Origin of the sequence: Caulobacter segnis (assembly GCF_023935105.1) — a bacterium.
GTDB classification, from domain to species: Bacteria; Pseudomonadota; Alphaproteobacteria; order Caulobacterales; family Caulobacteraceae; genus Caulobacter; species Caulobacter segnis_B.
Genome location: NZ_CP096040.1, coordinates 1,313,582 through 1,330,810 on the forward strand (window position 1 = coordinate 1,313,582; position 17,229 = coordinate 1,330,810).

General features: G+C 68.9%; 21 protein-coding genes and 2 pseudogenes. 15 read left to right on the forward strand and 8 right to left on the reverse strand.

Annotated features, from left to right (window positions below; genetic code table 11):
- Positions 1–54 precede the first annotated feature (54 nt).
- From MZV50_RS06475 to MZV50_RS06510, 8 genes are all read left to right on the forward strand, one after another.
- Positions 55–1,392 carry a cytochrome P450 gene (locus MZV50_RS06475; protein ID WP_252633588.1) on the forward strand — a complete coding sequence of 446 codons (1,338 nt, stop codon included), beginning with the start codon at positions 55–57 and terminating at the stop codon, positions 1,390–1,392.
- Between the two features lie 183 nt (positions 1,393–1,575).
- Complete coding sequence (locus tag MZV50_RS06480) at positions 1,576–2,460, forward strand: crotonase/enoyl-CoA hydratase family protein (RefSeq protein ID WP_252633589.1); 885 nt, start codon at positions 1,576–1,578, stop codon at positions 2,458–2,460.
- Positions 2,461–2,536: 76 nt separating this feature from the next.
- Positions 2,537–3,760 carry a DUF2336 domain-containing protein gene (locus MZV50_RS06485; protein WP_252633590.1) on the forward strand — a complete coding sequence of 408 codons (1,224 nt, stop codon included), beginning with the start codon at positions 2,537–2,539 and terminating at the stop codon, positions 3,758–3,760.
- 386 nt (positions 3,761–4,146) lie between these two features.
- A complete protein-coding gene (locus MZV50_RS06490; protein WP_252633591.1) occupies positions 4,147–4,566 on the forward strand; it encodes a MucR family transcriptional regulator in 420 nt (139 codons plus the stop codon).
- 196 nt (positions 4,567–4,762) lie between these two features.
- Positions 4,763–5,257, forward strand: coding sequence for a motility/cell cycle regulatory protein MopJ (mopJ, locus tag MZV50_RS06495; protein WP_252635195.1), 495 nt, complete (start codon positions 4,763–4,765; stop codon positions 5,255–5,257).
- Positions 5,258–5,348: 91 nt separating this feature from the next.
- The gene (locus MZV50_RS06500) at positions 5,349–5,753 is read left to right on the forward strand and encodes a hypothetical protein (RefSeq protein ID WP_252633592.1); all 405 of its coding nucleotides are present in this window, start codon (positions 5,349–5,351) and stop codon (positions 5,751–5,753) included.
- Positions 5,750–6,016: a DUF5985 family protein gene (locus tag MZV50_RS06505; RefSeq protein ID WP_252633593.1), complete on the forward strand. Its 267-nt coding sequence runs from the start codon at positions 5,750–5,752 to the stop codon at positions 6,014–6,016. Before MZV50_RS06500 ends, MZV50_RS06505 begins: the two co-directional genes overlap by 4 nt.
- Positions 6,013–6,288 (forward strand): DUF5985 family protein, encoded by a 276-nt coding sequence (locus tag MZV50_RS06510; RefSeq protein ID WP_252633594.1) that lies wholly within the window; start codon positions 6,013–6,015, stop codon positions 6,286–6,288. Before MZV50_RS06505 ends, MZV50_RS06510 begins: the two co-directional genes overlap by 4 nt.
- Here MZV50_RS06510 and MZV50_RS06515 read toward each other — a convergent pair.
- Genes MZV50_RS06515 through MZV50_RS06525 form a run of 3 tightly spaced genes read right to left on the reverse strand, consistent with a single transcriptional unit; the run spans position 6,285 to position 8,333 of the window.
- Positions 6,285–7,196, reverse strand: a complete 912-nt coding sequence (locus MZV50_RS06515; RefSeq protein ID WP_252633595.1) for a ribokinase — start codon at positions 7,194–7,196, stop codon at positions 6,285–6,287. The genes MZV50_RS06510 and MZV50_RS06515 overlap by 4 nt on opposite strands.
- Before the next feature lie 34 nt (positions 7,197–7,230).
- On the reverse strand, positions 7,231–8,031 hold the full coding sequence (gene fliP, locus MZV50_RS06520) for a flagellar type III secretion system pore protein FliP (RefSeq protein ID WP_252633596.1): 801 nt from the start codon (positions 8,029–8,031) through the stop codon (positions 7,231–7,233).
- Complete coding sequence (locus MZV50_RS06525) at positions 8,031–8,333, reverse strand: FliO/MopB family protein (protein ID WP_252633597.1); 303 nt, start codon at positions 8,331–8,333, stop codon at positions 8,031–8,033. The genes fliP and MZV50_RS06525 overlap by 1 nt, the downstream gene beginning before the upstream one ends.
- 116 nt (positions 8,334–8,449) lie before the next feature.
- Between MZV50_RS06525 and flgB the strand changes: the two genes are divergently transcribed.
- From flgB to fliE, 3 genes are read left to right on the forward strand one after another with little or no spacing between them, the layout of a single operon-like run.
- Positions 8,450–8,893, forward strand: a complete 444-nt coding sequence (gene flgB / locus MZV50_RS06530) for a flagellar basal body rod protein FlgB (protein WP_252635196.1) — start codon at positions 8,450–8,452, stop codon at positions 8,891–8,893.
- Between the two features lie 11 nt (positions 8,894–8,904).
- The gene (gene flgC, locus MZV50_RS06535) at positions 8,905–9,324 is read left to right on the forward strand and encodes a flagellar basal body rod protein FlgC (protein WP_252633598.1); all 420 of its coding nucleotides are present in this window, start codon (positions 8,905–8,907) and stop codon (positions 9,322–9,324) included.
- 10 nt (positions 9,325–9,334) lie between these two features.
- Positions 9,335–9,649: a flagellar hook-basal body complex protein FliE gene (fliE, locus tag MZV50_RS06540; RefSeq protein ID WP_252633599.1), complete on the forward strand. Its 315-nt coding sequence runs from the start codon at positions 9,335–9,337 to the stop codon at positions 9,647–9,649.
- A gap of 67 nt (positions 9,650–9,716) precedes the next feature.
- Here fliE and MZV50_RS06545 read toward each other — a convergent pair whose 3' ends face one another.
- On the reverse strand, positions 9,717–10,700 hold the full coding sequence (locus tag MZV50_RS06545; RefSeq protein WP_252633600.1) for a sodium-dependent bicarbonate transport family permease: 984 nt from the start codon (positions 10,698–10,700) through the stop codon (positions 9,717–9,719).
- 119 nt (positions 10,701–10,819) lie between these two features.
- On the opposite strand from MZV50_RS06545, the gene MZV50_RS06550 reads away from it, so the two are divergent.
- Positions 10,820–11,692, forward strand: a complete 873-nt coding sequence (locus MZV50_RS06550; RefSeq protein ID WP_252633601.1) for a LysR substrate-binding domain-containing protein — start codon at positions 10,820–10,822, stop codon at positions 11,690–11,692.
- A gap of 76 nt (positions 11,693–11,768) precedes the next feature.
- On the opposite strand, the gene MZV50_RS06555 is transcribed toward MZV50_RS06550, so the two are convergent.
- A complete protein-coding gene (locus MZV50_RS06555) occupies positions 11,769–11,921 on the reverse strand; it encodes a hypothetical protein (protein WP_252633602.1) in 153 nt (50 codons plus the stop codon).
- A gap of 149 nt (positions 11,922–12,070) precedes the next feature.
- Here MZV50_RS06555 and MZV50_RS06560 point away from each other — a divergent pair, with 149 nt between their 5' ends.
- Genes MZV50_RS06560 through MZV50_RS06570 form a run of 3 tightly spaced genes read left to right on the forward strand, consistent with a single transcriptional unit; the run spans position 12,071 to position 14,371 of the window.
- Positions 12,071–12,832 (forward strand): ATP-binding cassette domain-containing protein, encoded by a 762-nt coding sequence (locus MZV50_RS06560; RefSeq protein WP_252633603.1) that lies wholly within the window; start codon positions 12,071–12,073, stop codon positions 12,830–12,832.
- On the forward strand, positions 12,825–13,640 hold the full coding sequence (locus MZV50_RS06565; protein ID WP_252633604.1) for an ABC transporter permease: 816 nt from the start codon (positions 12,825–12,827) through the stop codon (positions 13,638–13,640). Before MZV50_RS06560 ends, MZV50_RS06565 begins: the two co-directional genes overlap by 8 nt.
- On the forward strand, positions 13,640–14,371 hold the full coding sequence (locus tag MZV50_RS06570; protein WP_252635197.1) for a glycine betaine ABC transporter substrate-binding protein: 732 nt from the start codon (positions 13,640–13,642) through the stop codon (positions 14,369–14,371). The genes MZV50_RS06565 and MZV50_RS06570 overlap by 1 nt, the downstream gene beginning before the upstream one ends.
- A 59-nt stretch (positions 14,372–14,430) precedes the next feature.
- Here the strand turns inward: MZV50_RS06570 and MZV50_RS26690 are convergent.
- The 3 genes and pseudogenes from MZV50_RS26690 to hutG all read right to left on the reverse strand — a co-directional run.
- Positions 14,431–14,508: pseudogene (locus tag MZV50_RS26690) on the reverse strand (hypothetical protein); the annotation flags it as partial.
- A 7-nt stretch (positions 14,509–14,515) separates the two neighbouring features.
- Positions 14,516–16,180: a urocanate hydratase gene (gene hutU / locus MZV50_RS06575; RefSeq protein WP_252635198.1), complete on the reverse strand. Its 1,665-nt coding sequence runs from the start codon at positions 16,178–16,180 to the stop codon at positions 14,516–14,518.
- Between the two features lie 135 nt (positions 16,181–16,315).
- A pseudogene (gene hutG, locus MZV50_RS06580) lies at positions 16,316–17,129 on the reverse strand (N-formylglutamate deformylase); the annotation flags it as partial.
- Positions 17,130–17,229 lie beyond the last annotated feature (100 nt).

Consider the following 17,229-nt stretch of genomic DNA (forward strand, 5'->3'; position numbering starts at 1 on the left):
GCGTTTCCAGGATATCGTCGGCCTAAAGAACGGTGTTAAAAAGGGAGTGCGCTCATGGACTTGATCAGCCAGACGGTGGTGGATGGCCTCGCCGGCCCGGGCGCGCCGCCAACCTATCCGACCTTGAGCGGCGTCGACCTGGCCGACATCTTCCGCTTCACCAAGGGGCAGCCCTGGGCCGACTTCGCGCGGATGCGAGCCGAGGCGCCGGTGATGTGGCATCCCGAGCCGTTCGACGGGCCCGGCTTCTGGGCCCTGACCCGCTACGAGGACGTTCAACGCGTCAACGGCGATCCGGAGACCTTCTCGTCCCAGCGCGGTGGCATCCTGATGGCGATGGGCTCGCCCGAGAAGCGCCACGCCCTGCTGTTCCGGGCGTCCATGGACACCATGATCAACCTCGACGCCCCGCATCACCTGCAGCTGCGCCGCGAACACATGCCCTATTTCACGCCCGCCTATCTGCGTGGCCTGACCGAGCGGGTGCGGGCCGAGGTAACGCGGCTGCTGGACGCGATGGAGCCGCTTCTGAAGGACGGCGCCGAAATCGACATGGTCGAGCATTTCAGCTCGCACCTGCCGCTGTTCACCCTGTGCGAGATCCTGGGCGTGCCGCCCGAGGACCGGCCCAAGTTCCTGAAGTGGATGCACTATCTGGAGCGCGCCCAGGACTTGGCGGTGCAGAACGCCGCCGCCCCGGTCGCCCCGACCCTGGAGCTGATGCAGTTCGTCCAGGACTTTAACAACGGCGTCGAGGAGATGTTCGACTACGGCCGCGCGATGCTGAAGAAGCGCCGCGAGGACCCGAAGGAGGACCTGATGACGGCCATCGCCCGCGCCCAGGTCGACGGGGCGCTGCTGGCCGACGAGTACCTGGACGGCTCGTGGCTGCTGATCGTGTTCGCCGGCAACGACACCACCCGCAACACCCTGTCGGGGGCGATGAAGCTGCTGACCGAGTTCCCCGACCAGAAGCAGCGGCTGGTCGACGATCCGTCCCTGCTGGGCGGCGCGGTCGACGAGTTCATCCGCATGGTCAGCCCGGTGATCTACATGCGCCGCACGGCGACCCGTGACGTCGAGATCAACGGCCAGCTGATCCGCGAGGGCGAGAAGGCGATCATGTACTACGGCGCGGCCAACCGCGATCCGGCCATGTTCCCCGAACCCGACCAGCTGGACGTCACCCGCGCCAACGCGAACAAGCACATCGCCTTCGGCTACGGCCCCCACACCTGCATCGGCAAGCGCGTGGCCCAGATCCAGCTGGAGGAGGCCTATCGCCAGATCCTGGCGCGGTTCCCCGACCTGACGTGGACGGGAAACATCGAGATCGCCCCGAACAACTTCGTGCACGCGATCAGCAAGCTGGGCGTGAAGCGGGGCGGCTGAGCGCCCCCTCCAGCTCTCCGGGCCACCTCTCCCGCAGGCGAGGGAGGATAGGCGCGTCTTTTCCTCACCCGTGAAACGGGGGAGGTGGCGCGGCGCGAATACGCGCCGCGGCGGAGGGGGCGCTAAGGCGTTGCCCTCAATTCATACACGTGTTTGGATTGCTCCAAACGAGGAGGAACACCCATGTCGCAACCGACCTTCGAGGCCCTGCTGTACGACGTCGAGGACGGGATCGCGACGATCACCCTGAACCGTCCCGACCGGATGAACGCCTTCACCGCCCGGATGATGAAGGACCTGCTCGAGGTGTTCGACGTCACCGACGCCGACGACGCGGTGAAGGCGGTGATCATCACAGGCGCGGGCCGGGCGTTCTGCGCTGGGGCCGACCTGGGCGGCGGCGGGGCGACCTTCGACCGCAGCTCGCCCCAGGCGATCGAGCGCGAGGAGGGCAAGGTCGGTGACGTCTATCGCGACGGCGGCGGCCGCGTGACCCTGCGGATGTACGACAGCCTGAAACCGATCATCGGCGCGATCAACGGCGCGGCGGTGGGCGTGGGCGTGACCATGCAGCTGCCGATGGACATCCGCCTGGCCTCGACCGAGGCCAAGTTCGGCTTCGTCTTCGCCCGCCGGGGGATCAATCCCGAGGCCGCGTCCAGCTGGTTCCTGCCGCGCCTGGTCGGCCTGCAGACGGCGCTGGAGTGGTGCTACACCGGCCGCGTCTTCCCGGCGTCCGAAGCGCTGGAGAAGGGGCTGGTGCGCTCGCTGCACGCGCCCGACGACCTGTTGCCCGCAGCCCGGGCCCTGGCGCGCGAGATCGCCGACAACACCGCGCCGGTTTCGGTGGCGATCACCCGCCAGCTGCTGTGGCGCATGGCTGGGGCCAGCCATCCGATGGAGGCCCACATGGCCGACAGCCGCGCCATCCAGTCGCGCGGCGCCTCGGGCGACGCCAAGGAGGGCGTGACCTCGTTCCTGGAGAAGCGCGCGCCCGTCTATCCGAACCGGGTGTCGACCGACCTGCCCGACATCTGGCCGGAGTGGCGGGAGCCGGAATTCCGCTAGGCGGGGGCATCGCGGGCGCGTTTCGTCGCGCCCGTCCTCACCAGCCGTTAAGCGCGGTCTGCTCTATGTCGAGCCGATGAACTCAGCCGCGCGGACATCGTCGCTCGTGGAGCCGGAGGCGCCCAAGGCCCCGCCGCGTTCGCGCCTGACCTTGCTGAAGCGGCTGGCAGACGTGGTCTGCCTGCCGACCAACCAGATCAACGCCTTCGAGCGCGCGATGACCGCCGACCTGCTGGTCGAGATGCTGCGCGACGCCAGCGTGGCCGAACGCGAGAAGGTCGCTGGTCGCCTGGCCGTGCTGAACGAGATCCCGGGCGTACTGGTCCGGCTGTTGCTGCGTGACGAGCTGCCGGTGGCGCGGGCCCTGCTGGTCGAGGCCGAGCGGCTGACGGACGCCGACCTGATCAGCTGCCTCTACAACGCCTCGACCGAGCATCGCCGCCTGATCGCCCAGCGGCGCGGGGTCAGCGAGGTGGTGGCCGACGCCCTGGTCGACATGGGCGAGCCGCCGGTGATCGAGACCCTGTTGCGCAACGACCTGGTCAGGCTCAGCCACCAGGGCGTGGAGAGCATCGTCGCGGCCACTCGCGACGCGTCCTATCTGATCCCGTTGCTGCTGCGCCGGGCGGAGCTGCGTCCCAGCCATGCCTATGTGATGTTCTGGTGGGCCGACGCCGAGGTGCGCAAGATCATCCTCCAGCGCTTCGCGGTGTCGCGCGAGATCCTGCGGGAGGCGGTCGACGACGTCTTCGATCCCGTCTCGGCCGAGGGGGCGGAGGATCCGCTGTCGCGCAAGGCCCTGCGGTTCATCGATCGCCACCAGCGCAACCACGCGGCCATCGACAAGAGCCCGTTCGGCAGCCTGGAGGAGGCCATCGCCGCCGGCGCGAACGGCCTCACCCGCGAGATCGCCGAGGAGATCCTGTACCTGGCGGGGCTGCAGCCGATGACCGGCGCCAAGATCTTCACCGATCCGGGCGGTGAGCCCCTGGCGGTGCTGTGCAAGGCCGCGGGCCTGCCGCGCGGCTGCGTGCGTCAGCTGTGGCGTGGCCTGGACCGGCAGGAGGTCGACCGCAGCGGCGAACTCGACCATGCGCTGGAACGGGTGATGATCATCTACGACATGGTCGCCGTGGATCGCGCCCAAACCGTGCTGCGCTACTGGGACTGGTCGCTGACCTCGGCCCTGACCCCGGCCCTGTTGAAGGCCATCCGCGAGGGCGAGGAGGCCGCTGTTGGCGAATATTCGGCCCCGCGACGCGCGGGGATGATGACATTGTCCCGCGATCTCGATCGCTAAAACCTGATAAACAGGCCCTATCTTCAAACATTTAGAGCATGATCGGGCGCTGTTGATCGCGCGCGTCCAACCTTGGCGCGCTTTTGTGGCCCGGGCCGGCAAGTCTAAAGCGCGTTTCACGGGCGGCGGCGGACGCACTTTCGTCACGCGTGCCTTAAATATGGGATATCGCTGGTTTCTCGCGCGGCTGCTTGTGCTCGCTTAGGAACTCAACCTCCCTTACTCCCGGTCTCGGGTCTTCATCCCAATCAGTGAACACTAGATTATTACGTGTAATCTCTTGAGAGGTCCGTATTGCCCGGCGCAAGCAATCTTTGTATGCAGCGTTCGACTGAGCAGTGAATCAGCCGCATCAACAAAAAGATTTGGCTTACGGGCGAGGCCTTATGGAAGACCAATCCGATCTGATCGAGATGACGGCGGGCATTGTCTCCGCCTATGTCGGCAACAACGTGGTCGCCACCACCGACCTGCCGGCCTTGATCAAGCAAGTTCACGCCGCGCTGGCCACCGTCGGCGCGCCGGCCAGCGAGCCGGCCCCGGCCCCCAAGGAGCCCGCGGTCCCGGTCAAGAAGTCGATCACGCCCGACTTCCTGGTCTGTCTCGAGGACGGTCGCAAGTTCAAGTCGCTGAAGCGCCACCTGCGCACGAAGTACGACATGACCCCCGAGGAATACCGCGCCAAGTGGGGTCTGCCCAAGGATTACCCGATGGTCGCGCCGAACTACGCCGAGGCGCGTTCGAACCTGGCCAAGCAGATGGGCCTGGGCCAGGGCGGCCGCAAACCGGCCCGCAAGGCGAAATAGTCGAGTCGGAACAAAAGCTTGGCCGTAAGCGGCCGAAAGCATCGCAGCGCCCGTCGTCCGAACCCGGACGGCGGGCGTTTCCGTTGGTGGTTGACTCCCACAGGGAATCTCGTCGCGCGACATGTTTTTCGCTTGCCGCCGATTCGTTCCTTAAGCGATAGTGAATCGAAGTGATTCCAAGGGCTTGTTGAGGACTCTGAAGATGTCCGCGCAATTGAGCGCATCCGCTACGGCGGCCCGCGCTCATCAGGAGATGTTCGCCTACTGGGCGTCCCTCCGTCGGGGGGCGAGCCTCCCCGCGCGCGTCGATCTGCATCCTTCGAGCATGAAGCGGCTGCTGCCGACGGTCAGCTTGATCGACGTCGTCAGCGAACCGCGCGACTATCGCCTGCGCCTGGCCGGCACCGGTCTCTACGGCGTCTACGGCCGCGAGATCACCGGCCGCAGGCTGGACGACGTCTACAACACCGCCGCCAGCGAGTACTGGCGCAAGGAGTTGGACAAGGTAGTCGACGAGCGCCGTCCGGGCGTCGGCGTCCACAACCTCGCCTGGCGCGGCGCCCCGCACATGTCGATCCTGTGGCTGCGCCTGCCGCTGGCCACCAACGGCAAGGACGTCGACATGATCCTGGGCTACGACGCCGTGGTCGGCGCCCAGGCGGAAAGCGCCTCCGGCATCCGCGCGGCCTGAGCGCCGCGAAAAACCCCAATGGTCAAGCTTGCCCAGCGGGCGAACGCGCTTAAGGTCGCGCGCTTGCGAGGGGGCAGCTTGTCGAAACGGCGTGACCAAGGATCCTGACGTTCTGATCTTCATCCGCGAACACATCCGGTCGGTGTGGGCGCTGGAACTGCTGTTGAAGCTGAAGGGCGATCCCGAGCGGTGCTGGTCGGCCGCCGAGCTGGTCGAGGCCATGCGCGCCAGCCACGCCCTGGTCGACGACAATCTGGCGGCCTTGATGAACGCGGGCCTGGTGGTCCCCGACGATCGCGACGGCTTCCGCTATCGCCCCGCCGCGCCGGCCCTGGCCGCGCTGTGCGACGAGCTGGAGGAGACCTATCGCGTTCGTCCGGTGACCGTGATCCGCTGGATCTCCGCGCCGGCCGAAAAGCTGCAGTCGCTGGCCGACGCCTTCAAGTTCTCCGGCAAGTCCAGGTCCCAGAAGCCGCCCAAGGGAGGCGACAAATGACGCCCGCCGTCGTCTATGGACTCTGCCTGGTGGCCAGCCTGCTATGCGCGGGCCTGCTGACCCGGGCCTGGCTGGCGGCGCGGACGCGCCTCCTGCTCTGGACCGCGGTTTCATTCGGCTTCCTGGCCGTGAACAACCTGCTGCTGGTCGTCGACCTGGTGCTGCTGCCGACCCAGGTCCAGCTGTGGTGGCCGCGCCAGGTCGCGCTGATGGCGGCGATCGGCGTGCTGATCTACGCCTTCATCTGGGAGGTTGATCAATGACCGGGCAGGAGGGGCTGGTCGCCGGAGCGCTGTCCGCCGGCTTCCTGGTGCTGGCGGCGTTCTTCCTGCGGTTCTGGGGGCGGACGCGCGACGGCCTGTTCCTGGCCTTCTCGGCGGCGTTCGCCCTGATGGCGGTGAACCAAGCCCTGCCGGTCGTGCTGCGCATAGCGCAGGAGGATCGCGGCGGCATCTACCTGATCCGCCTGGCCGCCTTCCTGCTGATCATCGTGGCGGTGGTCGGCAAGAACCTGAAGCGCGATCCCGAAGGCTAACCCTCGAGAAACGCCTCGACCTCGCGGCGGGACGGCATCGACGGCGCGGCGCCGGCCTTCTGGACCGAGAGGGCGGCGGCGGCGTTGGCCAGTTCGACCGCCTCGCGCAGGTCCATGCCGGCGGCCAGGGCCGCGGCCAGACCGCCGCAGAAGCAGTCGCCGGCCCCGACGGTGTCGATCGCCTTGACCTTCTTGCCCTCGACCAGGAACGCCTCGTCGCGGCGCACGGCGGCGACGCCGGCCACGCCCAGGGTGACGATGATCGTCTGGTCCGGGCGACTCATCAGCTTGCGGGCGGCGACCGAGACCTCTTCCAGCCGCACCGGCTCGCGGTCCAGCTTGGCGTAGCTCGCCAATTCCGTCTGGTTGACGATCAGGATGTCGGTCAGCGGAAACAGCGCCGCGCCCTGGGGCAGGGCTGGGGCGGCGTTCAGCACCCGCAGCGCGCCCTTGGCCGCGCCGGTCCGGAACAGGGTCTCGATCGCCGTGGCCGGGGTCTCCAGCTGGCACAGCAATACGCGCTGGCCTTCCAGTGGGGTCGAGGCCACCTGCTGGGGCGTGACCATGGCGTTGGCGCCGGAGGTGACGACGATCATGTTCTCGGCGTTGTTGGCCACCCAGACGTGGGCCTGGCCGGTCGGCACGCCGGAAAGCTCCATGACGTCGGCCACCTGAACGCCGTAGCCGGCCAGCTTGGCCTTCAGGTTCTTGCCGCTGTCGTCGGCGCCGACCGCGCCCATCAGGCGGGTGGCCGCGCCCATGCGCGCGGCGGCCACGGCCTGGTTGGCGCCCTTGCCGCCCAGGAACAGCTCCAGGGACAGGCCGGCCACGGTCTCGCCCGGGCGCGGCAGGTCGTCGACCCGCGCCACGGCGTCCAGGTTGATCGAGCCGAGAACGAAAACAGTCATGGCCGTAGGTCTTCTTTGGGTCTTCTAGAGGTCGTTATCCGCCGCCGCCGCGCTGGAAGCTCTCGACGAGGCTGCCCGCGACGAGTCGCCAGCCGTCCACTAGCACAAAGAAAATAAGCTTGAACGGAAGACTGATGGTCGCCGGCGGCAGCATCATCATGCCCATGCTCATCAACACGCTGGCCACGACCAGGTCGATGACCAGGAACGGGATGAACAGCAGGAAGCCGATCTCGAAGGCGCGCTTCAGTTCCGAGATCATGAAAGCCGGGGTGACGACCTTCATCGGCAGGGCCTGGGCGTTCTGGGTCTGGGGTGTCTTGGACAGGCGCACGAACAAGGCCAGGTCGTCACGATCGACCTGACGCAGCATGAACTGCTTCACCGGCCCGCTGGCCTGGTCGAAGGCCTCGGGCAGTTCCATCTGGTGATCCAGCAGCGGCTTGATGCCGGCGTCGTACGAGCGCTCGAAGGTGGGGCCCATGACGATGGCGGTCAGGAAAAGGGCCAGGCTGATGATCACCGGGTTGGGCGGACTGGACTGGATGCCGATGGCGGTGCGCAGCAGGCCCAGCACCACCACGATCCGCACGAACGAGGTGGTCATGATCACGATCGAGGGCGCCAGCGACAGCACGGTCATCAGGGCGACCAGCTGAACGACGCGGTCGGTCAGGCCCGCGCCGGTGCCCAGGTTGATGTTCACCGCCGATTGGGCCATCGCCGCGGCGGGCATGACCGCGCAGGCGATGGCCGCCAGAACCGAGATGATCGCGGCGCGGCGGAGATCCTCCGGCTTGGCGCCCGTCACGGACTTGATCAGGTCGCGGATCATCAGGCCACGGGCTCCGGCGCGGGAACGGTAGGGGCGGGCTCACCCTTCGGGGTCCAGTCCAGCAGCTTGCCGTCGCCCAGCAGCACCAGGCGCTCCTCACCGTCCAGGCTGACGACGACGAGGCGGCGGGTGGGGTCCAGAGCCAGGCTCTCGACGACCTTCAGCCGGCGGTCCTGGCGGGCGGCGATCATGCGGCCCACGGCGTCGGGGCCGAACTTGCGCAGCGCCCAGGCGGCCAGGCCGATCAGGCCCAGGGTGACCGCCAGCGCCGCCAGGGCGCGAATGAATTCGATGGGGTCCATGGGCGCCCGGAAGAGGGGTGGCGAGACAACTTGGCGCAGGCGAACGCCCCCGCTAGCCCTGGTGTGCCTGAGGGTTCTTAATGTCGAATTAACCCTGTTTCTTCACCATGATCGCCATGGGACCCGACGACATTCCCCTTTTCGGCATGCTCAAGAGCCGCCTCGGCTATCTGACCGAGCGCCAGAAGCTTGTCGCCCAGAACGTGGCCAACGCCGACACCGCCGACTACAAGCCCCACGACCTGAAGCCGTTCAGCTTCCAGGCCTCGCTGATGAACCAGAGTTCGGGCGCGGCGTATCGCGGGGGGACCAGCGCCCCGACCACCGGCGTCCAGATGATCGCGACCTCGGCGTCCCACCTGGCGCCGGCCAAGGCTCCCAGCGCCTGGCGCGAGACCTCGGGCGCCGACTCGGAAGTCACCCTCGACGGCAACGCGGTCTCGCTCGAGGACCAGATGCTCAAGATGACCGACGCACGGATGAACTACGACGCGGCGATCAGCTTCTACCAGAAGTCCATGAACATGCTGCGCCAGGCCGCGCGCAAGCCGAACGGTTGAGGATTTAGGCGATGCCCGAGATCAAGTCCCAATCGCTGGCGACCATGGCCGTGGCCTCCTCGGCCCTTCGCGCCCAGCAAGGCCGCATGCGGGTCATCGCGGAAAACCTGGCCAACGCCAACTCGACCGCGCGCACCGCCGGCGGCGATCCCTATCGCCGCCAGGTCCCGGTGTTCCGGCCGGCCAACGTCCAGGGCGCCGAGGGCGTGCAGATGTTCCGCGTCAGCCCTGACGAGAGCGACTTCAAGACCGAGTACGATCCCGGCAACCCGGCCGCCGACGCCAAGGGCTACGTCAAGCTGCCCAACGTCAACACGCTGGTCGAGGCGCTGGACATGAAGGAGGCGCAGCGCGCCTACGAAGCCAACCTCAACGTCATCGAGACCGCGCGGGCCATGGAAGCCCGCACGCTCGACATCCTGAAGAAGTAGAGGCTAGGCCATGATCACCGCGCTCGCCGCCGCCAAGGCCTACGCCTCGCAAGGCGCGATGTCCGTCGGGTCGATCGGCTCGATCGGCGGGGCCGACAAGCCCAAGGGCATGGATTTCGGCGACATGCTGAAGTCGGCCATGGAGGGCGCGACCAAGGCCTCCAAGGTCGCCGAGCACAAGATCGCCGACCAGGTGGCCGGCAAGGCCGAATTGGTCGACGTCGTCACCGCCATCAGCTCGGCCGAGGCCAGCCTGGAAACGGTGATGGCCGTGCGCGACCAGGTGATCTCGGCCTATCAGGAAATCATGCGGATGCCGATCTAGAGCGCGTTCGGTTTAAGGGTGAGCGGCCAATCGCTCGAACGCGCTCTAGGTCTAAACCCGACAGATTCTAGCGGCTCAAGGCTAGAGCCAGTTGGGCGTAGAGCGGGATGCCCAACAGGATGTTGAACGGGAAGGTCACCCCCAGCGACAACGTCAGGCACAGGCCGGCGTCCGCCTTGGGCAGGGTCAGGCGGATCGCGGCGGGTGCGGCGATATAGGACGCCGATCCGGCCAGGGCCGTCAGCACCGCCAGTTCCCCGCCGCGCAGGCCGAGCAGCCAGCCCAGGCCCAGCGCCAGGGCCGCGCCGGCCAGGGGCATGATCACGCCCATCGCCACGACCGCCGGCCGCACTTCGCGCCAGGCCCGCAGCCGCTCGGCCGCCGTCACGCCCAGCTCCAGCAGGAACAGGCACAGGACGCCCTGGAACATCGGCCCGACGAAGACGCTCAGCTTCGCCGCGTTGGGCGCGTTGGCCGCGAGGCCGACCGCGAAGCTGCCCAGCAGCACGACCGCGGCGGGGTTCAACAGCGCCTCATGCAGCAGCTTGCCGGCGGAGGCCGAGCGCGCCTCGTTCGGCGACATCAGCTTGGCCAGGGTGACGGCGACCAGCACCCCGGGCGTCTCCATCAGCGCCAGCACCGCCGACATGTAGCCGGCCGGCTGATGGCCGATCGAGCTCAAATAGCTCTGGGCGGCGGCGAAGGTGACCACCGAGACCGAGCCATAGTGCGCCGCGAAGGCCGCGCTGTTCAGGCTGGTCAGGCCCGCCCGCCGCATAGCGGCATATGCCGCCACGGGCAGCAGCAGGGCCAGGGCCAGGCCAGCGACGGCGGCGCTGACGAAGGTCGGGTCCAGGCCGTGGGCGCGCGCCTCGGCGCCGCCTTTGAACCCGATGCACAGCATCAGGTACATCGACAGGAAGCTCATGGCCCCCTTGGGCAGTCGCAGCGGCGAACCGGCTAGTGCGGCTCCCGCGCCGAGCACGAAGAACAGCACCGCCGGCTGGGTGAGATTGCCGGCGGCCTGCGCCAGACCCTGGGCCAAATCCATCTGAGAGAGCTCCTTGCGACGCCCCCGGTCGAGGCGCGGCGGTGCTCTAGCCAAGCTTTCTCAATTCGATAAGGTAATCCATTGCATCGTTATCATGAGCATATGTAATAGTTCGACCTGTGCCGAACACGACGAATCTCGACCTGGACCTGCTCCGCGCCTTCGTGATGGTCAGCGAAAGCCGCAACTTCACCCGCGCGGGCGAGCGGCTGGGCCGGTCCCAGTCGGCGGTCAGCCTGCAGGTTCGGCGGCTGGAGGACCTGATCGGCGAGCCGCTGTTCCAACGTGACGCCCGCCGCGTCAGCCTGACGGACAAGGGCGAGGTGTTCCTGGCCCAGGCGCGGCGGCTGCTGCGAGTCAATGACGACATCGTCGCGGCCCTGGCGGCCGACGAGGTCGAGGGCGAGGTGCGGCTCGGCGCGCCGGAGGACTTCGCCACCGCCCACCTGCCGGCGGTACTGGGCGCCTTCGCCCGCAGCCACCCGCGCATCGCCCTGTCCGTCACCTGCGACCTGACCCTCCGGCTGCTCGACAGGATGAGCGCCGGCGACCTGGACCTGGCCCTGGTCAAGCGAGAGCCCCTGGGTGGCGAGCTGGGCGTGCGGGTCTGGCGCGAGCCGTTGGTCTGGGTCGGACAGGACAGCGAGGACTTGGCGTCCGGCAAGGTCGTTTCGCTGATCGCCGCGCCATCGCCCTGCGTCTATCGCCGCCGCGCCACGACCGCCCTGGACGAGGCCGGCCGCGCTTGGCGCATCGCCTATACGAGCCCGTCGGTGGCGGGGCAGCTGGCGGCGTTGCGGGCAGGGCTGGGCGTCTCGGTCCTGCCGCGCGCCATGGTCCCCGACGACCTTACGATCCTGGGCCAGGCGGCGCCGCCCTTGGCCGACGGCGAGATCGCCCTGATCCGCAACCGCGAGGCCGGCCCCGCCGCCGACCGCCTAGCCGAGCACGTGCTGACGGCGCTGGACCGCGCCGTCGCCCATCGGGGCTGAGCGCATGAAAAAAGAGCCGCGTCCGGGGGACGCGGCCTTCAAGTCGTTCGGGGGAGAAGAAGCAAAAACGCTAAGCTCACACATGCAGGAACGCCCGAGCGACCGTGAGCAGACCGCCCCAGACGATCGCGTTCAGCACGGCGGCCAGCAGCACCGCGAACCCCAGCGGCCATTGGCGCGGCGCGCGGACGCGCGGGTCGAAAGGACGGGCTTGCGGGACGACGGACATGAGGGGCTCCTTGAACCTGTCGTCCATGGTCGAGATTGACTCGGCCGTTGCGAACCTGACGACCTGTCGCGCGCCGCCTTGTCGCACCCGGACTTTGGGGCAAGGCTCCGAGGCGGCGAGCGGCTGATTCCCCACCGTCCGGAGTTCCGATGAGCGCCATCGTCCTCGACCAGGTCAGCAAGACATACGGTGGCCGGGCGGTGCTGGCCCCGACCTCGCTGGCGATCGCCAAGGGGCGTTTCGTCGCCCTGGTCGGCGGCTCGGGCGCGGGCAAGACCACGCTGCTGAAGCTGATGAACGGGTTGTCGACGCCGACGACCGGCCGGGTGCTGATCGAAGAGGCCGACATCGCCGAGCGGCCGGGGCCGGAGCTGCGGCGCGGGATCGGCTATGTCTTCCAGGAGATCGGGCTCTTTCCGCACATGAGCGTGGCCCAGAATATCGGGATCACGCCGGACCTGCTGGGCTGGCCGCCCGGCGAGATCGCCGCGCGGGTCGACGCGCTGCTGGACCTGGTGGCCCTGCCGCGCGACGTCGCCGGCCGGTCGCCGGCGCAGCTGTCGGGCGGCCAGCGCCAGCGGGTGGGCGTGGCGCGAGCCCTGGCGGCCAGGCCCTCGATCCTGCTGATGGACGAGCCGTTCGGGGCGCTGGATCCGGTGACCCGCGTGGCCCTGGCCGACGACGTCCGACGCCTGCACGAGACCCTCTCCCTGACCACCGTGATGGTCACCCACGACGTCGGCGAGGCCCTGCTGCTGGCTGACGAGGTGGTGGTGATGGCCGATGGCGAGGTGCTGGCCCACGCCCCGCCGCGCGACCTGCTGGCCGGCCATCCCGACCCGGTCGTCGCCGACCTGATCGCCGCGCCCCGCAAGCAGGCCGAACGTCTCGCGGAGCTGGCCCGTGGCTGACCGTCTTCACGCGGCCCTGGCCGTCCTGCCCGAGCGCCTGGGCTGGCACGTGGCCCTGTCGGCCTCGGCGCTAGCCCTGGGCCTGGCCATCGCCCTGCCACTGGGCGTCGCCGCCGCGCGCAGCCCGCGCCTGAAGTGGATCGCCCTGGGCGGCGCGGGCCTGGTTCAGACCATTCCCAGCCTGGCCTTGCTGGCGCTGTTCTATCCGGTGCTACTGCTGCTTTCCGGGGTGGCCGTGAAGGTGTTCGGCCATGGCTTTCCGGCGCTGGGCTTCCTGCCGTCGCTGCTGGCCCTGACCCTCTATTCGATGCTGCCGATCCTGCGGAACGCGGCGGCGGGCGTCTCGGGCGTCGACCCGGCGGTGGTCGAGGCCGCGCGGGGCGTGGGCATGACCGACCGCCAGCGGCTGTGGAGGGTCGAGCTGCCCCTGGCCGCGCCGGTGATCATGGCGGGCGTGCGCACCGCCGCCGTCTGGACGATCGGCGCGGCGACCCTCTCGACCCCCGTCGGCCAGACCTCGCTGGGCGACTACATCTTCTCCGGCCTGCAGACCGAGGATTGGGTGGCGGTGTTGGTCGGCTGCGCGGCTTCGGCGGGCCTCGCTTTGGTCGTCGACGGCCTGCTGGGCCTGATCGAGGGCGGCGTGGCGCGGCGGGAGCCCAAGCGCCTGTGGGCCGGCGGCGCGGGCCTCGTGATCGGTCTGCTGGCGGCGCTGGCGCCCTGGCCGGCGCGGCGCTATCGCAAGGGCGGCCCGCCTATGTCATCGGGGCCAAGAACTTCTCCGAGCAGTACATCCTGGCCGAACTGATGGCGGGCAGGCTGGAGGCCGAGGGGGCGAGCGTCCAGCGGCGCGTGAACCTCGGCTCGGCGGTGGCCTATCGCGCCCTCGCGGCTGGCGAGATCGACGCCTATGTCGACTATTCCGGCACCCTGTGGGCCAACGTCCTGAACCGCACGGACAACCCCGGACGGGCGGCGGTGCTAGACGGCCTGCGGACCGAGCTGAAGGCTCGCGATGGCGTGGTGCTGCTGGCCCCGCTGGGCTTCGAGAACGCCTACGCCCTGGCCATGCGCCGCGACCGCGCCGAGCAGCTGGGCATCAAGACCTTGGCTGATCTGGCGACCAAGGCCCCGGACCTGACCATGGGCGGCGACCTGGAGTTCTTCTCGCGACCCGAGTGGGCGGCGGTGGTCGAGGCCTATGGTCTGCGGTTCAGGGCCAAGCGCCAATTCCAGCCGACCTTCATGTACCGCGCTCTGGAGAGCGGCGAGGCCGACGTGATCTCGGCCTTCTCGTCGGACGGCCGGATCGCGGCCGACGACCTCGTGCTGCTGGGCGATCCCAGGGGCGCGCTGCCGCCTTACGACGCGGTGATCCTGATCTCGCCGAAGCGGGCGGGGGATCGGCGACTGCTGGACGCGTTGACGCCGCTGGGCGGGAGCATCGACGTCAAGGCGATGCAGGCGGCCAACTACGCGGTGGATCGGGATACGGGGAAGAAGAGCCCGGCCGAGGCGGCGGGGATGCTGGCGCGGTAGGGAGCGCCCCCTCCGTCTCGATGCGTATTCGCATCGATCCACCTCCCCCGCACGCGGGGGAGGATGAGCAGCTTCCTCCTCACCCGTGAAACGGGGGAGGTGGCGCGGCGCGGATACGCGCCATGACGGAGGGGGCGCTAACGCTCAAAGAATCCCCGGCAGGTCCAGCCCCTTCTCCCGCGCGCAGTCTACTGCGATCTCATACCCCGCATCCGCATGCCGCATGACCCCCGAGGCCGGGTCGTTCCACAACACCCGCGCGATCCGCTTGGCCGCCGCCTCGGACCCGTCGCAGACGATCACCATACCCGCGTGCTGCGAGAAGCCCATGCCGACCCCGCCGCCGTGGTGCAGCGACACCCAGGTGGCGCCCGAGGCGGTGTTCAGGAGAGCGTTCAGCAGCGGCCAGTCCGACACGGCGTCCGAGCCGTCCCGCATCGCCTCGGTCTCGCGATTGGGCGAGGCGACCGAGCCCGAGTCGAGGTGGTCGCGGCCGATGACGATCGGGGCCTTCAGCTCGCCGCTGGCGACCATGGCGTTGAAGGCCAGGCCCAGGCGATGGCGATCGCCGAGACCCACCCAGCAGATGCGGGCGGGAAGACCTTGGAACTTGATCTTCTTGCCCGCCATGTCGAGCCAGTTGTGCAGGTGCGGGTTGTCGGGGATCAGCTCTTTGACCTTGGCGTCGGTCCTGGCGATGTCCTCGGGATCGCCTGACAGCGCCGCCCAGCGGAACGGGCCGATCCCCCGGCAAAACAGCGGGCGGATATAGGCCGGCACGAAGCCGGGGACGTCGAAGGCGTTGGTGACGCCTTCCTCCAGCGCCATCTGGCGGATGTTGTTGCCGTAGTCGACGGTTGGGACGCCGGCGGCCTGGAAGTCCAGCATGGCGCGGACGTGCGTGGCCATCGAGGCGCGAGCGGCCTTGTTCACGCGCTCCGGATCACGCTCCTTGGCCTCGGCCCACTGCTCCAGGCTCCACCCCGCCGGCAGGTAGCCGTTGACCGGGTCGTGGGCGCTGGTCTGGTCGGTCAGCAGGTCGGGACGGACGCCGCGCTTGAAGAGGTCCGGCAGCAGCTCGGCGGCGTTGCCCAGCAGACCGACCGAGATCGGGGTCTTGGCGGCGCAGGCCTCTTCGATCCAGGCCAGGGCCTGGTCGACGCTGGCGGTGGACCTGTCGAGATAGCCGGTCCGCAGCCGCATCTCGATCCGCGACGGCTGGCATTCGATGGCCAGGCACGAAGCGCCGGCCATCACCGCGGCTAGCGGCTGGGCGCCGCCCATGCCGCCCAGGCCCGCGGTCAGCAGCCACTTGCCCGAGAGATCGCCCGCATAGTGCTGGCGGCCCATCTCGACGAAGGTCTCGTAGGTGCCCTGCACGATGCCCTGGGCGCCGATATAGATCCACGAGCCGGCGGTCATCTGGCCGTACATGGCCAGGCCGCGTTTATCGAGCTCGTTGAAGTGCTCCCAATTGGCCCAACGCGGCACGAGGTTGGAGTTGGCGATCAGCACGCGCGGCGCGTCGGCGTGGGTGCGGAAGACGCCGACCGGCTTGCCGGACTGCACCAGCAGGGTCTGGTCATCGTCGAGGCGGCGCAGGGTCTCGACGATCTTGTCGAAGCTCTCCCAATCTCGCGCCGCGCGGCCGATGCCGCCATAGACCACCAGCTCCTCCGGACGCTCGGCGACGTCGGGATGTAGATTGTTCATCAGCATCCGCAGCGGGGCTTCGGTCAGCCACGACTTGGCGGTGAGCGCGGTCCCGGTGGCCGGGCGGATGACGCGGGTGTTGTCGCGGCGGGTCATGGAGTCCTTTCTCCTCACCCGCGCAGCGGGGGAGGTGGCGCGGCGCCGATAGGCGACGTGACGGAGGGGGCGCGGGCGGCGTCGGACGCCCCCTCCACCGCCGTTCGGCGGTCCCCTCCCCGCACGCGGGGGAGGAGAGGAGATCGCGAAATGCAGGCAGGCCTGCAGCACCTCCTCCAGCACCGCGCGCAAAGGCTCGGCGCGGTCGGCGTGGAAAGGTGGGGGCCAGGTGTCTTCGGTGGGCGGCTCGGCCGGGTCGTCCATGTAGCCCCGGCAGGCCAGCTCCATCTGGACGGCGTGAACGTCCGTGGCGGGTTGGCCGTAGTGGCGTGTCGTCCAGCCGCCCTTGAAGCGGCCGTTGGTGACGCGTGATCGTCCGGAGGCGTCACAGGCGGCCTCGACGGCGGCGGTCAGGGCTTGGGCGCAGGAGGCGCCGCTATTGGTACCGAGATTGAACTGCGGCAACTCGCCGTCGAACAGGCGCGGCACACGCGAGCGGATCGAATGGGCCTCGTACAGCACCACCGTCGGATGGACCGCGCGCAGGCGGTCGATCTCGGCGCGCAGGGCGGCGTGGTAGGGCTCGAAGTACAGCGTCCGCCGCCGCTCGATCTCGGGCGCGTCCGGTCCGCCGTCGCGCCACAACGGCTCGCCGTCGAAGGTGGTGGTCGGGCACAGCTCGGTCGTCGCCTGGCCCGGATAGAGCGAGGCGCCGGACGGGTCGCGATTGACGTCGATGACCGTGCGCGAGATCGCGGTCCGCACGATCGTCGCGCCCATCCCCTCGGCGAAGGCGTAGAGGCGGTCGACCCACCAGTCGGCGTCCTTGCGCGCTAGCCACGGCGAGACGAGGCCGACCTCGATGTCCGGCGGGATCTCGGTTCCGGTGTGGGGCAGGGAGATGATGAGGGGGGGCGTCACCGCGCGTCACCTGGAGCCAGCTCACAATCCCACCTCCGACCCCCCCGGCGAAAGCCGGGGCCCAGATTCAGCCTGAGCGGCTTGGGTGTTCGCGTCCGCGACCTCGGCCGATCGCCAAGCGCCCATGG

Coding starts and splice junctions, on each gene's coding strand:
- flgB (WP_252635196.1), top strand. CDS start 8,450: ATGGGACCCGACGACATTCCCCTTTTCGGCATGCTCAAGAGCCGCCTC.
- fliP (WP_252633596.1), bottom strand. CDS start 8,031: ATGATCCGCGACCTGATCAAGTCCGTGACGGGCGCCAAGCCGGAGGAT.
- flgC (WP_252633598.1), top strand. CDS start 8,905: ATGCCCGAGATCAAGTCCCAATCGCTGGCGACCATGGCCGTGGCCTCC.
- MZV50_RS06485 (WP_252633590.1), top strand. CDS start 2,537: ATGAACTCAGCCGCGCGGACATCGTCGCTCGTGGAGCCGGAGGCGCCC.
- hutU (WP_252635198.1), bottom strand. CDS start 16,180: ATGACCCGCCGCGACAACACCCGCGTCATCCGCCCGGCCACCGGGACC.
- MZV50_RS06525 (WP_252633597.1), bottom strand. CDS start 8,333: ATGGACCCCATCGAATTCATTCGCGCCCTGGCGGCGCTGGCGGTCACC.
- MZV50_RS06480 (WP_252633589.1), top strand. CDS start 1,576: ATGTCGCAACCGACCTTCGAGGCCCTGCTGTACGACGTCGAGGACGGG.
- MZV50_RS06545 (WP_252633600.1), bottom strand. CDS start 10,700: ATGGATTTGGCCCAGGGTCTGGCGCAGGCCGCCGGCAATCTCACCCAG.
- MZV50_RS06515 (WP_252633595.1), bottom strand. CDS start 7,196: ATGACTGTTTTCGTTCTCGGCTCGATCAACCTGGACGCCGTGGCGCGG.
- fliE (WP_252633599.1), top strand. CDS start 9,335: ATGATCACCGCGCTCGCCGCCGCCAAGGCCTACGCCTCGCAAGGCGCG.
- MZV50_RS06505 (WP_252633593.1), top strand. CDS start 5,750: ATGACGCCCGCCGTCGTCTATGGACTCTGCCTGGTGGCCAGCCTGCTA.
- MZV50_RS06490 (WP_252633591.1), top strand. CDS start 4,147: ATGGAAGACCAATCCGATCTGATCGAGATGACGGCGGGCATTGTCTCC.
- MZV50_RS06560 (WP_252633603.1), top strand. CDS start 12,071: ATGAGCGCCATCGTCCTCGACCAGGTCAGCAAGACATACGGTGGCCGG.
- MZV50_RS06555 (WP_252633602.1), bottom strand. CDS start 11,921: ATGTCCGTCGTCCCGCAAGCCCGTCCTTTCGACCCGCGCGTCCGCGCG.
- MZV50_RS06475 (WP_252633588.1), top strand. CDS start 55: ATGGACTTGATCAGCCAGACGGTGGTGGATGGCCTCGCCGGCCCGGGC.
- MZV50_RS06570 (WP_252635197.1), top strand. CDS start 13,640: ATGGCGGGCAGGCTGGAGGCCGAGGGGGCGAGCGTCCAGCGGCGCGTG.
- MZV50_RS06510 (WP_252633594.1), top strand. CDS start 6,013: ATGACCGGGCAGGAGGGGCTGGTCGCCGGAGCGCTGTCCGCCGGCTTC.